This window comes from Lawsonibacter celer (assembly GCF_014281125.1).
In the GTDB taxonomy this organism is placed as follows: Bacteria; Bacillota; Clostridia; order Oscillospirales; family Oscillospiraceae; genus Lawsonibacter_B; species Lawsonibacter_B celer.
Window position 1 is genome coordinate 83306 of the sequence record NZ_JACOEA010000006.1, and the last position, 16830, is coordinate 100135.

Below are 16830 nucleotides of genomic sequence, written 5' to 3' on the forward strand. Positions count from 1 at the left end.
TGCTGTTTGAAAGGGAACATCGAGGAGAGGGCCTGCAGCTTGGCCCTGTACATCATAGAGAACAAAGCGACGGTGCGCAGCGCGGCCCAGAAGTTCGGCATCAGCAAATCCACAGTCCATAAGGACCTGTCCGAGCGGCTGCCCGCCTTTAACCGTCCGCTTTATGAGCAGGTCAAGCGTGTCCTGGACGTGAACAAGGCCCAGCGGCATATCCGGGGCGGCATTGCCACCCGCAAAAAGTACAAAGGCAGGTAAAAACGGCGGTATCCCCGACCGCTCAGGGCCAGGGGGATACCGCCGCCTCCATTTCCATCAGAGCGTAAGAAAGCGCACCAGCACCACCAGGGACGCCGCCACCACCGTGCCCGAGGCGCACAGATCCAGCAGCTTCCAGCGGTGTTCTGTCTGCCCGTGCCGGCCCGGACGCATCCGCGCGGGGTTCTCCTCCTCGGCCGGCTCTTCCGGACACTCCGGCCTGTGGGCACGGCGGTAGGCCTCAAAATCCAATACCTTACCCGCCCCCGCCTTGGGCGGAGTGCGCTTGCGGGAGGGTACAAAGGTGTAGCAAACCGTCTCCTGGCCGCCGCAGGCCCGCCGCCCCTCCGCCGAAGCACACACACTCAGGCGCTTGGCGTCAATGCTGTAATAGATGGTCTCCATGGTTGATCCCTCCTGATCTCTTCTGAACGGAATTGATTCTACCGGCTTTTCTGTCCCATAGAACGGACTTTTCTGTCCGTCTTCCGTAAAAATCGAAACATCTGTTCTCTGGAACTTTCGTTCGAATTTAATATACAACAAATGTTCGATTTTTTCAAGAGGTTTTTTGAGAAAAAGAGGCCGGCCCGCAGAGGGCCGGCTCTTTCTGTGCTGGTTAACCGTTCTCCCGGCTGTAAGCCACCACTGTGCGGCGGTTGGGCTCGGTGCCGATGGAGTAGGTCGTCACACCGGGATAATCCTGCAGGGCGGTGTGAATCACATGGCGCTCGTAGGCGTTCATAGGCTCCAGAGTAACATTGCGGCGGTACTTGATCACTTTGCCCGCCACCTTCCGGGCCAGACGCTCCAGGGATTCCTCCCGCTTGGCGCGGTATCCCTCGGCGTCCACGTGGATGCGCACCCGCTTGGACTGACCGTGGTTGACTGCGTAGCCGGTAAGCTGCTGGATGGCGTCCAACGTCTCGCCCCGGCGGCCGATAAGGCCCCCCAGGTCTCCGCCAACCAGCTCCACCTGATAAGCCCCTCCGCCGTCCACTGTAATGACGGGCTTGGCCTGGGCGCCCATGTGCTCCAGCAGGCCGGTCAAAAAGGCCTCAATCGCAGCCGCCCGGTCGTCGTCCACGGCAGACACCGCGGCAGCGGGGGCCTCGGCCGGGCGCTTGACAGGTTCTTCACGGGGAGGGGCCTTCACTGCCGCCCGCTGTTCCGCCACCATATCCGGCTGCTTTGCCTTCTGGGGCGCGGGGGCCGGCTCCGGCTCATCCGGCGCCTCATAGGTAACCTTTACCTTAGCGGGGCAGCTGCCGATGCCCAGAAAGCCGGTCTTGGCCCGCTCCAGGACTTCGACGGACACCTCGTCCCGGTCCATACCCAGCTTGACCAGGGCGGCCTCAATGGCGGCGTCCTCTGTCTTGCCGGTGCTTTCGATCCATTTCAGCATGTTGGGTATCTCTCCTTATGTCCAACGGCAGCGCCGTTATTCCGTTTTCTCAGATTCCTGAGTGTCGTCTGTCTCGGACTCCTCGGCATAGGGGGCCTCGGCCTCCTCCTCGGACACGGGGACCTCTCCGGCCGCAGGCTCGGCCGGAATGGGCGCCGCCGGCGTGTCTGGGGCCGGCTCAATCACGGTCGGCTCCTCCCGGACCGGCGCGGCGGGCACGGCGGCCGGCTGCTCCTGAACAGGTGCCGCGTCCTCCTGCTCCTTCCGCTTTTTTCCCTTTTCCGGAGCCTTGGGGGCCACATACTCCGTATAGGGCGTGGGCGCGCCGTACCGGTTGGGATCATAGGCGCGGCCGCGGGCATACTGGCGGATGCCCACCCGGCTGGCCTCTTTCACCGAGCCGGGGATTCTGTCGTCCTCTTCCCTCTCCTCTTTTTTCCGCTTGCCTTTGTTCAGGCGCTCCTCCTCGGCGCGGCGGGCACGCTCCTCGGCCTTTCTGCGCCGTTCGGCCTTTTCCTCTTCCTTCTCCAGGCGCTCCTGCTCCGCCCGCAGAGCCGCCGCCTTTTCATAGTCCTTTTTGAGCAGCTTCCCACAGATCACCTCCTGCAGCATGGACAGCACGTTGTTGGCAATCCAGTACAGACACAGGGCCGCCGGCATGGAAAAGCCGATCCACAGGGAGATCAGGGGGGAGACGATCATCATGGTTTTGCTGGTGGAATTCTGCGCCGCGGCACTCTGGCTGTTCACCGCGTTGGTGCGCATAGAGATCATGGAGAACAAAAAGCCGGTGACGGCGGAAATGATCGGCATAATAAACAGCCCAAAGCCGCCGGAGATCAGCCAGAACTTAAGCTGAGGAATCTGGGACAGGTCCAGGCCGAGGAAGTTGAAGTTCAGGGCAAAAATGTTGGAACTGATTCCCTGAACCGAGGCAAGGGTATTCTCATTGATGAGGGAGGCCAGGAACAGCTCGTTATAGCCGCCGCTGGTAAACGTGTCCGCGGCGGTCTTAACCCAGCCCATATCCACGGCCACATGGCTCCAGTCCAGGGCCTGGGCCACCTGGGCAATCTGCTCGGCCGTCAGGCCCATGGTATAGAACAGGGGCCGGCGGATAATGGCGTACAGGGGCAGCAGGATGAGCAGGGGGATAAAAGACCACAGGCAGCCGCCCATGGGGTTGACCTTCTCTTTCTCATAGAGCTTCTGCACTTCCATATTGTAGCGCTCCCGGTCCTTGCCGTACTGCTTTTGCAGCTTCTGCATCTTTCCGGAAAGCATGTTCATCTGGATCATGCTGCGCTTTCCCTTCAGGGAGAAGGGGAAGAGGATCAGCTTCACCACCAGGGCGAAGAGAATCAGTGCCAGGCCGTAGCTGCCGGTCAGATTGTAAAAGGCCGTCAGCAGCCACACAAAGGGCGTTAAAATGATCTGCGCAAAGTTCATTTGTGTGCCTCCAAAGTCAGATTGATTGCCGGGCCGCGCGGCAGAGCCGTCTCCCGGTCAGGGCACGGGGTCATATTCAATGGATTTCTGCCGGTGAAAGGGCTGGCATCGCAGGATGCGGCGCAGCGCCAGCCAGCCCCCCTTGAGGGCGCCGTATTTCTCCACCGCCTCCAAAGCGTACGCCGAGCAGGTAGGGATAAACCGGCAGCAGGGGGGACGGCTTGGGGAGATGTACTTGCGGTAGAGCCGGATCAGGCCCAGGAGCAGGCCCTTCATGCCCGTTCCTCCCGCCGGCGCAGGCCCAGCTTGTCCGCCATCTGAAGCAGGCTGCGCTCCAGATCCGAATAGCGGGCGCCCACGGCGCGCACCCGTGCCACAACCACAAGGTCACAGCCCGGGAGAAACTCCGCCTCATGCAGGCGGTAGGCCTCCCGAATGCGGCGGCGGACCTGATTGCGCCGGACCGCCTTGCCCAGCTTGACCCCCGTAGTGATGCCCAGGCGGTTATACCCCAGCCGATTTTTCCGGTAGTACAGAGCCAGGTAGGGAGTTACAGCACTTTTTCCTTTGCTGTAAAGGCGGCGAAACTCATGGTTCTGTTTCAGTGCGACGGTGTGCTTCACAGCCGGCTCCCCTCTTCTGCCCGGGCGGCATGCCCCAGAAATTCTGCATATGCTGCGCAGGGGCGGTGGGAATACGCTCCCCCGCCCCTCAAAAAAGCCCTATTTTGTTTGCCTTCCCATTAGTGGGTCAGGCGGGCGCGCCCTCTGGCGCGGCGCCGAGCCAGAACCTTGCGGCCATTGGCGGTGCGCATACGCTTACGGAACCCATGCTCCTTGGAACGCTGACGCTTCTTGGGCTGATAGGTACGGACCATTTTGGTACACCTCCTGTACGTTTTTCAGCGGAATTTCTTCCGCCCGCCACAACAGCTGCCGGGCAGCTGCGGTCGTCAAAGAAAAATCCTTTACACCGCATAATGCCACACGATGCAAATGGTATTATAGCCTATTTTAAAATGGCCTGTCAACACTATTTTTTGGTCTCTTCCCCTCTTTTTTTGCACGTTCTGGATGAAAACCCTATATCTTGTGGTCTATAGGGGCGGCAGTTACTATTGCCCTATTTATTTTATTAAGGTTATGTGGCGAAATCGTTGCCTTACAGGCATTTTTTTGGTATAATAGGAATGATATGATTTCAGCGAAAACACGAAAAAAGAGGTGTCCGATTCATGAATTCTCCGGCCGATATCTGGGCCAAGGTACTCTCCCTGATGGAAGCGGATATGACCGCCACCACGATCAATACCTGGTTTGACGACGCCGTCGCCGTCGCCCTGGAGGAAGACCGGTTTGTGCTCCATACTCCTTCCAACTTCAAGCGGGATATCATTCTTTCCCGCTATGTGCCCGCGGTGCAGAAGGCCCTGCATGAGCTTTTTTCTGCCGACTTTCAGGTGGTCGTCCTGGGCGAGGGGGAACTGGAGGGGTACGGCAGACCGGCTCAGGCCTCCTTTCTCCCCGGCACGGAGGAGTATACCTTTGACCGATTTGTAGTGGGCGCGTCCAACAAGTTTGCCCACGCGGCCGCCCTGGCGGTGGCGGAGCATCCCGCCCAGACCTATAACCCCCTGTTCATCTACGGCGAGTCCGGTCTGGGCAAGACCCATCTGCTCTACGCCATCGCCCACAAAATTCACCAGGATCACCCGGAGTTCCGCATTGTCTACATCAAGGGCGACTCCTTCACCAATGAGCTGATTCAGGCCATTCGTGAGGGGCGCAATCCGGAGTTCCGGGAAAAATACCGCTCTGCCGACGTATTTCTCATGGACGACGTGCAGTTTATCGCCGGGCGGGAGTCCACCCAGGAGGAGATGTTCCACACCTTCAATACCCTCTATGAGGCGGGCCGTCAGATTGTGTTCACCGCCGACCGCCCCCCCAAGGAGATGCTGCGGCTGGACGACCGGCTGCGCACCCGATTTGAATGGGGTCTGCCGGTGGATATTCAGCCGCCGGACTATGAGACCCGGGTGGCCATCATCAAAAACAAGGCCATCCGCCGGGGTATGAACCTGCCTGATCCGGTTCTTCAGTACATTGCGGACAACATCACCGCCAACGTCCGACAGATTGAGGGGACCGTCAATAAGATTCTCGCCTTCCAGGAGCTGATGGGGGAGAGCGTGGATGTGGACACCGTAACCCGGGCGGTCCGGGATATGTTCAAGGACAAGGCCGATTTTCTGCCCTCCTCCGACGTGATTATTGAAGAGGTCAGCAAATTTTACGGCATTGAGACCGAGGCCATCCGCGGCCAGGGCCGCACCAAGGACACCGCCCTGGCCCGGCAGATCGCCATGTATCAGATCCGCCGAATGACCAACCTCTCGTTAAAGGAAATCGGCCGGGAGTTTGACAACCGAGACCACACCACGGTCATGCACTCCATTGAGCGGGTGGAGAAGCTGACAAAGACCAACCCTGAAATTGCGGAAGTCATTAAGGACATTAACGCCAATATCAACGCCAGGTATGAGTGACCCCCGCTCCTTCTTTGTCACAGACTCTGTTTTCCACTGCAATTTGTGGATAAGTGCAGATTGCCCTGTGGACAACCTGTTCCTTCTTCTGCCCACTGGGGATAATCCCAAAAATCGTCCCCACCCCCTGTGGAAGGGGTATCCATTCCCGCCCAGCGGGTTTCACAGTTTTTCCACAATGTTTTTTCCTACGGCTTACTATTACGAACTAAAATCCCTCCTCTCCTAAGAGAGCGAGCGAAACGGAGGTCAAACGATGAAATTTTCCTGTGAAAAGGCGCTGCTTCAGGCGGCGATCTCCACCACCTCCCGGGCTGTCTCCCCCAAGAGTTCCATTCCCGCCCTGGAGGGCATTCTGCTGGAGGCGGAAGGCGAGCTGCGTCTGACCGGCTATAACCTGGAAACCGGGATCCGTACCACTGTGCCGGCGGACATCCAGGAGGGGGGAACCCTGGTGCTGGGCGCTCGTCTGTTCGGCGAGATCATCCGCAAACTGCCCGACGATCTGGTCTATTTTCAGTCGGACCATTATATGGTCAAGATTAAATGTGGCATGAGCGAATTCAACATTCTGGGTACGGATCCGGAGGAATTTCCCGAGCTGCCCGCAGTGGAGTATCAGAATACATTCTATCTGCCCCAGAGCGATCTGAAGGCCATGATTGGCCAGACTCTTTTCGCGGTGAGTGACAATGAGAGCCGCCCCATCCACACCGGATCCCTCTTTGAGGTGGAGGAGCAGTCCCTGACCATCGTGTCCGTGGACGGCTACCGCCTGGCCCTGCGGCAGGAGACTATTGACAAAAAGGAGGGGGCCCCGTCCTTCTCCTTCGTCGTGCCCGGTGCGGCCCTGTCCGAGGTGGAGAAGATCTGCTCCGACACGGACGAGCCGGTGTCGGTTACCCAGGGCGCCCGGCATGTGATGTTCAAGGTGGCGGATACCATGCTGGTCTCCCGGCGGCTGGAAGGGGAATTTCTGGCTTACCGCCAGGCCATTCCACGCAACAACACCGTGAAGGTGGAAGGGGACACCCGGGCCCTGCTCTCTTCTATCGACCGGGTCTCCCTGATCATCTCAGACAAGCTGAAAAGCCCTCTGCGCTGCACCTTTGACGACGGGGTACTGAAAATCTCCACCAAGACCGCCATCGGGGACGCCTACGACGAGTGTACCATTGACGGAGATGGCGGCGGGCTGGAGATCGGCTTCAACAACAAGTATCTGATGGATGCCTTAAAGGCCGCCCCTGCCGACCGGGTGCGGCTGGAGCTGACCACTGGTGTGTCCCCCTGCGTCATCCTGCCGGTGGAGGGGGAGGAGCACTTTTTGTACATGGTGCTTCCGGTGCGCCTGAAGGCAGGGGACTGAGCCAATGGAACTCAGACCCTATCTGCGCAGGGCGCAGTTTTACGAGACCGATTCCATGGCGGTGGTTCACCACGCCAACTATGTCCACTGGATGGAGGAGGCACGGGTGGACTTCATGGATCAGATGGGCTATCCCTATTCCCGCTGCACCGTGGAGGAGGGGATCGACTTCGCTCTGACCGGCATCCAGTGCCGCTATAAAGGCATGGTGCGTTTTGGGGACACGGTATCCATCACTATGTCCATTACCCGTCTCTCCCATGCCAGGGTGACCATCCGCTACTGCATGCGGGACGCGAAGGACGGGACGCTGCGGTTTGAGGGGGAGAGCGAGCACTTTTTTTATAATAACCGCACCGGCCGGCCGGTGGCCCTCAAGCGGGTGCTGCCTGAGCTGTATCACGGGCTGGAAGCCCTTTGCGTGGAGGAAGCGGACTGAATGGAACTGCGAGAGGTAGCGATTACAACCGAATTTATCAAGCTGGAGGCCCTTTTGAAGTTTGAGGGCCTGTGCGGCACCGGCGGGGAGGCAAAAGAGGTCATCCAGGACGGTCAGGTCAAGGTAAACGGCCAGGTTTGCACCATGCGGGGCAGAAAGCTACGCTCCGGGGACGAGGCGGAGATGGACGGCGTGAGGCTGAAGATCGTATGATTGTCCGCGCCATCGCCCTGGACTTCTTTCGCAACTATCTCCATCTGGAGGCCGCCTTTGACCCCAGAATCAACGTGATCTACGGGGAGAACGCCCAGGGCAAGACCAATCTGTTGGAGGCCGTGGCTTATCTGTCCACCGCCTCCTCCCACCGGGCCAGATACGACCGGGAGCTGATTCAGTTCGGGGTGGACAGCGCCTTTGTCAAGGCCGAGGTCTTTTCCCGTCAGAGGGACTTCACCCTGGAGGCCCGCCTGTCCCGGGGACAGCGGCGTCAGCTCTATTCCAACGGGGTGCGGCTGAAAACCGCCGGGGAGCTGTCCGGTGTGCTCAACACGGTGCTCTTCTGTCCGGAGGACCTGTATCTGATCCGGGAGGGGGCTGCGGTGAGACGGCGCTTTTTGGATGAGTGCATCTGTCAGCTGAGACCCAAGTACGCCGCCGCCCTGGTGGAATACCGCAGGCTCTATGAGCATAAGACCCGCATACTCCGGGACTGGGAGGAAAAGCCCTCCCTGCTGGACACCCTGGACGAATTTAATCTGCGCATGGCCCAGACCGGGGCCATGCTGATTTACTACCGGGCCCACTTTGTCAAGCGGCTGAGGGAGGTTACGCCCCCCATCCACCAGGATTTTTCCGGCGGGCGGGAGCGTCTGGATCTGCGCTACTGCACTGTAAGCGGGGTGCCCGACCCAGAGGCGGGGGTAAAAGAGATTTTGCCCCACCTCCTCTCGCACCAGGAGCGCCACCGCCAGGCGGAGCTGGAATCCCGCCAGTGCCTCTCCGGCCCACACAAGGACGATTTGGAGGTGGAGATCGACGGAGTGAGCGCCAAAACCTTTGCCTCCCAGGGGCAGACCCGCACGGCGGCCCTGTCCCTGAAGCTGGCCTCCCGGGAGATTTTTTACCAGGACACCGGGGAGTGGCCGGTCCTCCTTCTGGACGACGTTTTGTCCGAGTTGGACGCAAAACGGCAATCTTTTGTGCTGGGACGCATACAGGGCGGACAGGTATTCATCACCTGCTGCGAGGACATGGGCCTCAAGGCCCTGGAGCAGGGGAAGGTATTTCACATTCGCGGCGGCGCGATGGCGTAATAGGGGGAGAGGTATGTATCTTCATCTGGGGCAGTCCGTGGTGGTGCCCTATGGGGACGTGGTGGGCCTGTTCGACCTGGACAACACCACCTCCTCTCACCTGACCCGGCGCATGCTGGAGCGGGCGGAGCGGGAGGGCCGGGTAGTCAACGTCAGCGACGACCTGCCTAAGTCCTTTGTGGTGTGCCGGGGGAGGGACCGGGGAATGGTCATCTATCTCTCCCAGCTCTCCACCGCCACCCTGAAGGGGCGGGCGGAAAACAACAGCTTTGAATAAAAAACAAGCGCGGGCCGCCAGAGGCGGCCCCTGCGGGGAACACCAGCAGGGGCGGCCTTTGGCCGTCCGCACACAATCCCAATGGAGGTTTTGGAATGTCTGAAGAATTAGAACGCAGCCCCACCCAGGTGGACCATGAGTACGGCGCCTCGGAAATCCAGGTACTGGAGGGGCTGGAGGCGGTGCGCAAGCGCCCCGGCATGTATATCGGTTCCACCAGCGAGAGCGGCCTGCACCACCTGGTGTATGAGATCGTGGACAACGCCATTGACGAGGCGCTGGCCGGCTACTGTGACGAGATTACGGTGCAGATATCCCAGGGGGATATCATCACTGTGGTGGACAACGGCCGGGGCATCCCGGTGGACATCCAGCAGCAGACCGGAAAGCCCGCCTTGGAGGTGGTATTCACCATCCTCCACGCCGGCGGTAAGTTCGGCGGCGGCGGATACAAGGTGTCCGGCGGCCTGCACGGCGTGGGCGCCAGCGTGGTCAACGCCTTGAGCGAGTGGCTGGAGGTACGGGTCCACAAGGACGGCAGGATCTATGAGATGAAGTTCTCCCGGGGCCATGTGACCCAGGAGATGAAGGTGGTAGGGGAGACCGACCGCCACGGCACCGAGGTGGTCTTCAAGCCCGACCCGGAGATGTTTGAGGTCACCGAGTACAGCTATGAGACGCTCCACACCCGCATGCGGGAGGAGGCCTTCCTCAACGCAGGCGTGCGCATCCGCACCATCGATGCCCGGCCGGGGAAAGAGCAGGAGGACGAGATGCACTACGCCGGCGGCATCCGGGAGTTTGTCAGCTGGCTCAACCGGGGCAGGACCCCCATCCACCAGGATGTAGTCTATATGTCCGGCATGCGGGGGGACTCCATGGCGGAGGTGGCCTTCCAGTACAACGACGGTTACAGCGAGTCCATCATCTCCTTCGCCAACAATGTCCACACCCCGGAGGGCGGTATGCACGAGGAGGGCTTCAAGCGGGCCCTGACCACGGTGCTCAACGCCTACGGGAAAAAGATCAAGCTGCTCAAGGACGAGGAGAAGGTCTCCGGCGAGGACTGCCGGGAGGGGCTGACGTGCGTCATCTCCGTCAAGCTCACCGACGCCCAGTTTGAAGGCCAGACCAAGGCCAAGCTGGGCAACTCCGAGATCCGCACCCTGGTGGCGGGGCTGGTGAGCGAGAAATTCAGTGAATTTCTGGAGGAAAACCCCGGGGTGGGCAAGGCTATCCTGGATAAGGCCCTCATGGCCAACCGCGCCCGGGAGGCGGCCCGCAAGGCCCGGGAATCCATCCGCCGCAAGACCGCCCTGGGTGGTGCGGCCATGCCAGACAAGCTGCGGGACTGCAATGAAAACAACCCGGAGCTGACAGAGATCTACATCGTCGAGGGCGATTCCGCCGGCGGCTCGGCCACCCAGGGCCGGGACTCCCGCTTCCAGGCGATTCTTCCCCTGTGGGGCAAGATGCTCAATGTGGAAAAGGCCCGGGCGGACAAGGTGTACGGCAACGACAAGCTTCAGCCCGTCATTACCGCGCTGGGCGCGGGGATCGGGGACGAGTTTGATGCGACCAAGCTGCGCTATCACAAGGTTATTATCATGGCCGATGCGGACGTGGACGGCTCCCATATCCGCACTCTGCTGCTGACTTTCTTTTTCCGCTTCATGCGCCCGCTGATCGAGCAGGGGTATGTCTACTCCGCGGTGCCCCCCCTCTTTAAACTCAGTAGGGGCAAGACCACCCGGCTGGCCTTCTCTGAGGAGGAGCGGGACCAGATCTCCGCTGAGCTGCGGGGGGATAACCCCAACGCTAAGGTGGACATCAGCCGGTTTAAGGGTCTGGGTGAGATGAACCCCCATGAGCTGTGGGAGACCACCATGGACCCGGAGCGGCGCACCCTGCGGCGCATTGAGCTGGACGACGCGGTGAAGGCGGACGCCACCTTTTCCGTGCTCATGGGCGAGAAGGTGGAGCCCCGCAAGGAGTTCATTGAGCGCAACGCCAAGTACGCGGTGAATCTGGATTATTAAAGCTGAGGATTTGTGCCCCGCAGGGAACAGAGAGTTTTGCGCTCCCGCGCAGCCGTTGGCGGCTTTGCCGCTTAGGAGTGCGGCGTGCCCCCTGTGGGGTTCGGCTCCCGTCGGGGGCCCAGACCATTTCTTTTTCGAAAAAGAAATGGTCTGGGATTCCAAAGAAAAGGCCCGTTTATCTAGAACCGTGACTTCTATTGTTCGGCGCGCCGTCAGGGCGGCCGCGGCGGTTCCTTTGGCGGCTCGGCCGCCTTCCCTGGCGGTAAACCAGCTTGGCACACCCTGGTAACGCGCGCCTCGCATCATGGCCGCGCGGCTGGGCGGCAAAGTCGTTCAAGCCGCAGGGTTAAACACGGCGCATGGCACACCGGCGGCAGCCGGACTTACAACAAGTACCGGACCGATACGAACCCTGAGCGGTATAGGTTTTGTAAGCTGATGAAACCCCACCGCCGCCTGAACCCCGGGGGCTAGGGGTCAAAATCCCTGGTTGTTTTTCCCGGCTTTTGCAGCCAAAAGCCGGGCCCTGCGCGGGAGCGGCCCATCTGAAACCCTTTTTAAGGAAGGAAAAATAACATGAGTAAGAAACCCCAATACGACCCGGAGGAGATACGTTTCCCCGATCAAAAAATTATAACCTCCCCGCTGGTGCCGGAAATGGAGCAGTCCTACATCGAGTACGCCATGAGCGTCATTGTGGGCCGTGCCCTGCCCGATGTGCGGGACGGCCTCAAGCCGGTGCACCGGCGCATTCTCTATGCCATGTATGAGGACAATCTCACCCATGACAAGCCCTTCAAGAAGTCGGCCACCTGCGTGGGCGACGTGCTGGGCCGCTACCACCCCCACGGCGACGCCAGCGTGTACGACGCCCTGGTCCGCCTGGCTCAGGACTTTTCCATGCGCTACCCCCTGGTGGACGGACACGGAAACTTTGGCTCTGTGGATGGCGACCCTCCGGCCGCCTACCGGTATACCGAGGCCCGTCTGGACAAGATCGCCCAGGAGATGCTGCGGGACATTGAGAAGGACACCGTGGACTGGGACCCCAACTTTGACGAGTCCCGGAAGGAGCCCCGGGTGCTCCCCTCCCGGTTTCCCAATCTGCTGGTCAACGGCTCCAGCGGCATTGCCGTGGGCATGGCCACCAATATTCCGCCCCACAACCTGCGGGAGGTCATCGACGCGGCCATCTGCGTGCTGGATCATCCGGAGGCTACCCTGGACGACCTGATGGAGTATGTGAAGGGCCCGGATTTCCCCACACGGGGCGTGATTATGGGCCGTGCCGGCATCCGCCAGGCCTACGCCACCGGCCGGGGCCATATCCGGGTGCGGGCGCGTACGGAGTTTGAGGAGTTCGGCAAGGACCGCATCCGCATTATCGTTACCGAGATCCCCTACCAGGTCAACAAGCGCATGCTTATTAAAAATATGGCGGAACAGGTGGAGGACAAGCGCCTGGAGGGCATCTCCGACATCCGGGACGAGTCCGACCGCAACGGTATGCGCATCGTCATCGAGCTGAAGAAGGACGCCAATTCCCAGGTGGTGCTCAACCGCCTGTTTGCCCAGACCCAGCTGCAGACCACCTTTGCCATCAACATGCTGGCCCTGGTCAACAACCAGTCCCAGCCGAGGATTCTGTCCCTGCGGCATATTCTGGACGAGTACCTGGCCTTCCAGGAGGAGGTCATCCTCCGGCGTACCAGGTACGACCTGCGCAAGGCCCAGGAGCGGGCTCATCTGCTGGAGGGTCTGCTGGTCGCCCAGGACAACATTGACGAGGTCATTCGCATCATCCGCTCCCGCTATGACGACGCCAAAGAGGCCCTGATGACCCGATTTGACCTGGACGAGGTCCAGGCCCAGGCCATCCTTGATATGCGCCTGAAGGCCCTCCAGGGCCTTGACCGGGAGAAGCTGGAGGCCGAGTACAAGGAGCTGGAGGAGCGCATTGCCTACTTCAACCGCCTGCTCTCCGACGAGGGGCTGCTCCGGCAGGTGCTCAAGGAGGAACTTACCGAGATCCGCAACAAGTTCGGCGACGACCGGGTGACCGAGATCGCCTTTGCCGAGGACGACCTGGACATTGAGGACCTGATTGAGGAAGAGGAGTGCGTCTTTACTCTCACCGAGGCGGGCTACCTCAAGCGCACCCCCGTGTCGGTCTACAAGGCCCAGCGCCGGGGCGGAAAGGGCATCACAGCCCAGAGCCTGAAGGAGGAGGACTGCGTGGTGGACGTGTTTACCGCCTCCACCCATGACTATGTGCTCTTTTTCACCAACAAGGGCCGGGTCCACCGGAAGAAGGGCTACCAGATCGCCGAGGCGGGCCGTACCGCCAAGGGCACCTATATCGGCAACGTGCTGCCGGTGGAGCAGGACGAGAAGGTCACCGCCATGATTCACCTGCGGGAATTCCCGGAGGATCGGTATCTGGTCATGGTCACCCGCAACGGCACGGTCAAGCGCATCCAGCTTTCCTCCATCAATACTGCCCGCAAAGCTGGCATCCGCTGCATCACCCTGGACGAGGGGGACGACCTGATCTGCGTGCGGGAGACCGACGGAGAGCAGTGCATCCTCATCGCCACCCACGACGGCATGGCCATCGCGTTCCTGGAGACTGACGTGCGCTGCATGGGACGGGACGCCTATGGCGTGCGGGGCATCAACCTGCGCCCCGGCGACTATGTGGTGGGCGCGGCCCGGGCCAAATATGACCACCAGGTGCTGATGATTACGGAGAATGGCTACGGCAAGCGCACCCCCATGGACGACTATATCCGCGCCGACGGTCCCCAGAAGCGGGGCGGCTACGGCCTGAAGGGCTATCAGGTCACGGAAAAGACCGGCCCGGTGGTGGGCGTGAAGGTGGTCAATGACGAGGATGACATTCTGGTCATCAGCGACGCCGGCGTCATCATCCGAATGGCGGTCTCCGGCATCTCCACCTACGGCCGCGCGGCCCAGGGCGTAAAGATCATGAATCTGGAAGAGGGCGTCAAGGTCATCTCCTTCGCCCGCACGGAGCACGAGGAGGAAGAACAGGCCGAGCCCGGCCAGGAGGAGTAAGATGAGAAAAAACCGGCGGGTCACCTATCGTCCCAGCAAAAGCCAGGCCGTCTTCGGCGGTGTGGTAGGGATTATTTTTGTCTGTATCGGTCTGTTTGTGGCCATTCCCACCTTTGGGGCGTTTGGAATCCTGTGGACCCTGATCGCGGTGGGCATTACGGGAATGAACTTCTACCAGGCCTTCGGCAAGGGCTATGTGGGCCCGGAAATCCGGATTGAGGACGAAGCGGCGGAGCAGGAGAATGCCGGTGACCCGCAGCTGCGTCTGGAACGGTTGCGTACGCTCTATGACCAGCGCCTCATCACTCAGGAGGAGTATGAGACCAAGCGCCAGGAAATTTTAAAGGAACTTTGACGTATGCCGCAGAAAATTGTGACAATCTATACCGACGGGGCCTGCTCCGGCAACCCCGGCCCGGGCGGGTGGGGCGCGATTCTCCAATATGGAGGGGTTCAGAAGGAGCTCTCCGGCGGGGAGGGGCACACCACCAACAACCGTATGGAGCTGACCGGCGTGATTACCGCCCTGGAGGCGCTGAAGGAGCCCTGCGTGGTGGAGCTCTACTCGGACTCCAAGTACGTGATTGACGGCCTGGGGAAGGGCTGGGCCAAGGGCTGGCGGGCCAGGGGCTGGGTAAAAAGCGACAAGAAGCCCGCCCTGAACCCGGACTTGTGGGGCCGGCTGTTGGACCTGTGTGAGTATCACACCGTCCGCCTCCACTGGGTCAAGGGTCACGGGTCGAACCCCTATAACAACCGGTGCGATGAGTTGGCGGTACTGGAGAGCCGAAAATTTAAGTGACCGGGTCTCCGGGCAGCCCCATGGAAGGCCATTTTTTAAAGTTACAGACAGCGGAGTGAGAATATGAGGATCAGACCCTGTGAGCCGGGCGACCTGCCCGGGATGACTCGCATTTGGAACCAGGTGGTGGAGGAGGGGACAGCCTTCCCACAGGAGGAGTGCTTGGACGACCGGACGGCCGCTTCCTTTTTTGCCGGGCAGACCCTGACTGCCGTGGCGGAGGAGGAGGGCAGGCTTTTGGGCCTGTATATCCTTCATCCCAACAATGTGGGCCGCTGCGGCCACAGCGCCAACGCCTCCTATGCGGTGGACCGGGTCCTGCGGGGAAGGGGGGTGGGCCGGGCGCTGGTGGAGGACTGCCTGGCCCGGGCGGGTGCCCTCGGCTACCGGCTGCTCCAGTTCAACGCGGTGGTGGCCTCCAATACTTTTGCCATCCGGCTGTATGAGTCGCTGGGGTTTCAGCGGCTGGGCGTGCTGCCCGGCGGCTTCCGGGATCAGAGCGGGACGTATCAGGATACGATCTTGTTCTATCACACGCTATAGAGCAGAAGAAAAAAGCAGGAGCCCGGGGACATGCGTCCCGGGGCTCCTGCTTTTTATTCACTCTTAGGGGGCTGCCTGGTTCCTCCGTCCACCTTGGGGCGGGGCCGGTAACGGCGGCGGCGGTGGGGCTTCTTCTCCCCCTCGGGGCTTTGCCCCTCTCTGGGGGCGATGGGCTTTGGCTTGGACGGGGATTGCTCCCGGGCCTGCCGGGCGGCCTCTGTCTGAGGCGCCTTGCCGCCCTCTCCGCTCTTTCCTCGGCCATGGCCCCTGCTGCGGCGGGGGCGTCCGCCCCCTTCTCTGGAGGCGGTTTCTGCCGGCTCCGCTTCGGCCTTGGGCGCCCCGGTTCGGGCGGACAGGCCCATGCCGGCCAGGGTCTGATCCAGGGCGGCGGACAGACGGTCCGCCGGGCGATCCTCCACAGGGGTGACCTTGCGCAGCTTGGCCAGCTCCTCGGGGGGCGGGGCCACATAGCCCTCGGGCCGCTTGCCCTTTCCGTTGCGTACCACACAGATTTCACAGTTGTGATAGCACTTGGGGGCGTCCGGCTGATCGTCCAGGCGCACCTTCACCTGCTCCCTCAGGAGGTTGACCTGGCTGACCGTGCCCACGCCGTCCGGGGTCTCCACAAAGGACTCGTTTTTGGGCATTCGTTTCACCGCGTCCTCATAGGCCTCCTGCTCGTACTTCAGGCAGCACATAAGCCGGCCGCAGGTGCCGGAGATCTTGGTGGGGTTGAGGGAGAGATTCTGGGTTTTGGCCATCTTGATGGACACGGGCTGAAAGTCCTCCAAAAAGGTGGCGCAGCAGAAGGGCTTGCCGCAGATGCCCAGGCCGCCCAGCATTTTGGCCTCGTCCCGCACCCCGATCTGCCGCAGTTCAATGCGGGCGTGAAATACGCCGGCCAGATCCTTGACCAGGGCACGGAAATCTACCCGGCCCTCGCTGGTGAAAAAGAAGAGGATCTTGTTCCCCTCGAAGCTGTACTCCACCTCCACCAGCTTCATGTCCAGGCCGTGCTCCGCAATCTTCTCCTGACAGACCTGAAAGGCCTTCTCTTCCCGCTCCTGGTTGCGCCGCACAGTCTCCAGGTCCTGGGCGGTGGCAATGCGCACCAGGGGCCGCAGGGGCTGGACCACGTCGCTGTCCTCCACCATGGAGTTGCCCAGGATGCACTCGCCGTATTCCAGGCCGCGGGACGTTTCAATAATGACCCCCTGGCCGGGCGCTACGGCCGTGCCCTTGGGGTCAAAGTAGTATTGCTTGCCTCCGCTTTTAAAGCGGACGCCGATAATTTCGGTCATGACAGTTCCTCC

At 60.9% G+C, this 16830-nt stretch carries 19 protein-coding genes; 12 read left to right on the top strand and 7 right to left on the bottom strand.

Annotated elements, in window-relative coordinates; genetic code table 11:
- Window positions 1–6: 6 nt before the first annotated feature.
- A complete protein-coding gene (spoIIID, locus tag H9Q75_RS10285) occupies window positions 7–255 on the top strand; it encodes a sporulation transcriptional regulator SpoIIID (RefSeq protein WP_186566772.1) in 249 nt (82 codons plus the stop codon).
- A gap of 57 nt (window positions 256–312) precedes the next feature.
- On the opposite strand, the gene H9Q75_RS10290 is transcribed toward spoIIID, so the two are convergent.
- From H9Q75_RS10290 to rpmH, 6 genes are all read right to left on the bottom strand, one after another.
- A complete protein-coding gene (locus tag H9Q75_RS10290; protein WP_186566774.1) occupies window positions 313–660 on the bottom strand; it encodes a hypothetical protein in 348 nt (115 codons plus the stop codon).
- A 214-nt stretch (window positions 661–874) separates the two neighbouring features.
- A complete protein-coding gene (gene jag / locus H9Q75_RS10295; protein WP_186566776.1) occupies window positions 875–1660 on the bottom strand; it encodes an RNA-binding cell elongation regulator Jag/EloR in 786 nt (261 codons plus the stop codon).
- 36 nt (window positions 1661–1696) lie between these two features.
- On the bottom strand, window positions 1697–3109 hold the full coding sequence (locus H9Q75_RS10300; protein ID WP_186566778.1) for a YidC/Oxa1 family membrane protein insertase: 1413 nt from the start codon (window positions 3107–3109) through the stop codon (window positions 1697–1699).
- Between the two features lie 57 nt (window positions 3110–3166).
- Entirely contained in the window at window positions 3167–3385 is a 219-nt protein-coding gene (gene yidD / locus H9Q75_RS10305) for a membrane protein insertion efficiency factor YidD (RefSeq protein ID WP_186566780.1), read from the bottom strand.
- Window positions 3382–3732 (bottom strand): ribonuclease P protein component, encoded by a 351-nt coding sequence (gene rnpA / locus H9Q75_RS10310; RefSeq protein ID WP_186566782.1) that lies wholly within the window; start codon window positions 3730–3732, stop codon window positions 3382–3384. Before rnpA ends, yidD begins: the two co-directional genes overlap by 4 nt.
- Window positions 3733–3851: 119 nt before the next feature.
- Window positions 3852–3986: a 50S ribosomal protein L34 gene (gene rpmH, locus H9Q75_RS10315; protein WP_186566784.1), complete on the bottom strand. Its 135-nt coding sequence runs from the start codon at window positions 3984–3986 to the stop codon at window positions 3852–3854.
- A 357-nt stretch (window positions 3987–4343) separates the two neighbouring features.
- On the opposite strand from rpmH, the gene dnaA reads away from it, so the two are divergent.
- The 11 genes from dnaA (at window position 4344) to H9Q75_RS10370 (ending at window position 15517) form a co-directional block, all read left to right on the top strand.
- On the top strand, window positions 4344–5657 hold the full coding sequence (dnaA, locus tag H9Q75_RS10320) for a chromosomal replication initiator protein DnaA (RefSeq protein ID WP_186566786.1): 1314 nt from the start codon (window positions 4344–4346) through the stop codon (window positions 5655–5657).
- A gap of 256 nt (window positions 5658–5913) precedes the next feature.
- A complete protein-coding gene (gene dnaN, locus H9Q75_RS10325; RefSeq protein ID WP_186566788.1) occupies window positions 5914–7026 on the top strand; it encodes a DNA polymerase III subunit beta in 1113 nt (370 codons plus the stop codon).
- Window positions 7027–7030: 4 nt separating this feature from the next.
- On the top strand, window positions 7031–7465 hold the full coding sequence (locus H9Q75_RS10330; protein ID WP_186566790.1) for an acyl-CoA thioesterase: 435 nt from the start codon (window positions 7031–7033) through the stop codon (window positions 7463–7465).
- A complete protein-coding gene (locus tag H9Q75_RS10335; protein ID WP_186566792.1) occupies window positions 7466–7678 on the top strand; it encodes an RNA-binding S4 domain-containing protein in 213 nt (70 codons plus the stop codon).
- Window positions 7675–8778 (top strand): DNA replication/repair protein RecF, encoded by a 1104-nt coding sequence (gene recF, locus H9Q75_RS10340; RefSeq protein ID WP_186566794.1) that lies wholly within the window; start codon window positions 7675–7677, stop codon window positions 8776–8778. Before H9Q75_RS10335 ends, recF begins: the two co-directional genes overlap by 4 nt.
- Window positions 8779–8791: 13 nt before the next feature.
- On the top strand, window positions 8792–9055 hold the full coding sequence (gene remB / locus H9Q75_RS10345; RefSeq protein WP_186566796.1) for an extracellular matrix regulator RemB: 264 nt from the start codon (window positions 8792–8794) through the stop codon (window positions 9053–9055).
- A gap of 95 nt (window positions 9056–9150) precedes the next feature.
- Window positions 9151–11094: a DNA topoisomerase (ATP-hydrolyzing) subunit B gene (gene gyrB / locus H9Q75_RS10350; RefSeq protein ID WP_186566798.1), complete on the top strand. Its 1944-nt coding sequence runs from the start codon at window positions 9151–9153 to the stop codon at window positions 11092–11094.
- A gap of 576 nt (window positions 11095–11670) precedes the next feature.
- Window positions 11671–14172 (top strand): DNA gyrase subunit A, encoded by a 2502-nt coding sequence (gene gyrA / locus H9Q75_RS10355; RefSeq protein WP_186566800.1) that lies wholly within the window; start codon window positions 11671–11673, stop codon window positions 14170–14172.
- A gap of 1 nt (window position 14173) precedes the next feature.
- Window positions 14174–14527 (top strand): SHOCT domain-containing protein, encoded by a 354-nt coding sequence (locus H9Q75_RS10360; RefSeq protein ID WP_186566802.1) that lies wholly within the window; start codon window positions 14174–14176, stop codon window positions 14525–14527.
- A gap of 3 nt (window positions 14528–14530) precedes the next feature.
- Complete coding sequence (rnhA, locus tag H9Q75_RS10365) at window positions 14531–14974, top strand: ribonuclease HI (protein WP_186566804.1); 444 nt, start codon at window positions 14531–14533, stop codon at window positions 14972–14974.
- Between the two features lie 63 nt (window positions 14975–15037).
- Window positions 15038–15517, top strand: coding sequence for a GNAT family N-acetyltransferase (locus H9Q75_RS10370; protein ID WP_186566806.1), 480 nt, complete (start codon window positions 15038–15040; stop codon window positions 15515–15517).
- 53 nt (window positions 15518–15570) lie between these two features.
- On the opposite strand, the gene H9Q75_RS12810 is transcribed toward H9Q75_RS10370, so the two are convergent.
- Entirely contained in the window at window positions 15571–16818 is a 1248-nt protein-coding gene (locus H9Q75_RS12810) for a PSP1 domain-containing protein (protein ID WP_186566808.1), read from the bottom strand.
- Window positions 16819–16830: the final 12 nt, after the last annotated feature.

Coding starts and splice junctions, on each gene's coding strand:
- dnaA (WP_186566786.1), top strand. CDS start 4,344: ATGAATTCTCCGGCCGATATCTGGGCCAAGGTACTCTCCCTGATGGAA.
- rpmH (WP_186566784.1), bottom strand. CDS start 3,986: ATGGTCCGTACCTATCAGCCCAAGAAGCGTCAGCGTTCCAAGGAGCAT.
- gyrB (WP_186566798.1), top strand. CDS start 9,151: ATGTCTGAAGAATTAGAACGCAGCCCCACCCAGGTGGACCATGAGTAC.
- dnaN (WP_186566788.1), top strand. CDS start 5,914: ATGAAATTTTCCTGTGAAAAGGCGCTGCTTCAGGCGGCGATCTCCACC.
- rnhA (WP_186566804.1), top strand. CDS start 14,531: ATGCCGCAGAAAATTGTGACAATCTATACCGACGGGGCCTGCTCCGGC.
- recF (WP_186566794.1), top strand. CDS start 7,675: ATGATTGTCCGCGCCATCGCCCTGGACTTCTTTCGCAACTATCTCCAT.
- jag (WP_186566776.1), bottom strand. CDS start 1,660: ATGCTGAAATGGATCGAAAGCACCGGCAAGACAGAGGACGCCGCCATT.
- gyrA (WP_186566800.1), top strand. CDS start 11,671: ATGAGTAAGAAACCCCAATACGACCCGGAGGAGATACGTTTCCCCGAT.
- H9Q75_RS12810 (WP_186566808.1), bottom strand. CDS start 16,818: ATGACCGAAATTATCGGCGTCCGCTTTAAAAGCGGAGGCAAGCAATAC.
- H9Q75_RS10330 (WP_186566790.1), top strand. CDS start 7,031: ATGGAACTCAGACCCTATCTGCGCAGGGCGCAGTTTTACGAGACCGAT.
- remB (WP_186566796.1), top strand. CDS start 8,792: ATGTATCTTCATCTGGGGCAGTCCGTGGTGGTGCCCTATGGGGACGTG.
- H9Q75_RS10370 (WP_186566806.1), top strand. CDS start 15,038: ATGAGGATCAGACCCTGTGAGCCGGGCGACCTGCCCGGGATGACTCGC.
- H9Q75_RS10360 (WP_186566802.1), top strand. CDS start 14,174: ATGAGAAAAAACCGGCGGGTCACCTATCGTCCCAGCAAAAGCCAGGCC.
- H9Q75_RS10300 (WP_186566778.1), bottom strand. CDS start 3,109: ATGAACTTTGCGCAGATCATTTTAACGCCCTTTGTGTGGCTGCTGACG.
- yidD (WP_186566780.1), bottom strand. CDS start 3,385: ATGAAGGGCCTGCTCCTGGGCCTGATCCGGCTCTACCGCAAGTACATC.
- H9Q75_RS10290 (WP_186566774.1), bottom strand. CDS start 660: ATGGAGACCATCTATTACAGCATTGACGCCAAGCGCCTGAGTGTGTGT.
- H9Q75_RS10335 (WP_186566792.1), top strand. CDS start 7,466: ATGGAACTGCGAGAGGTAGCGATTACAACCGAATTTATCAAGCTGGAG.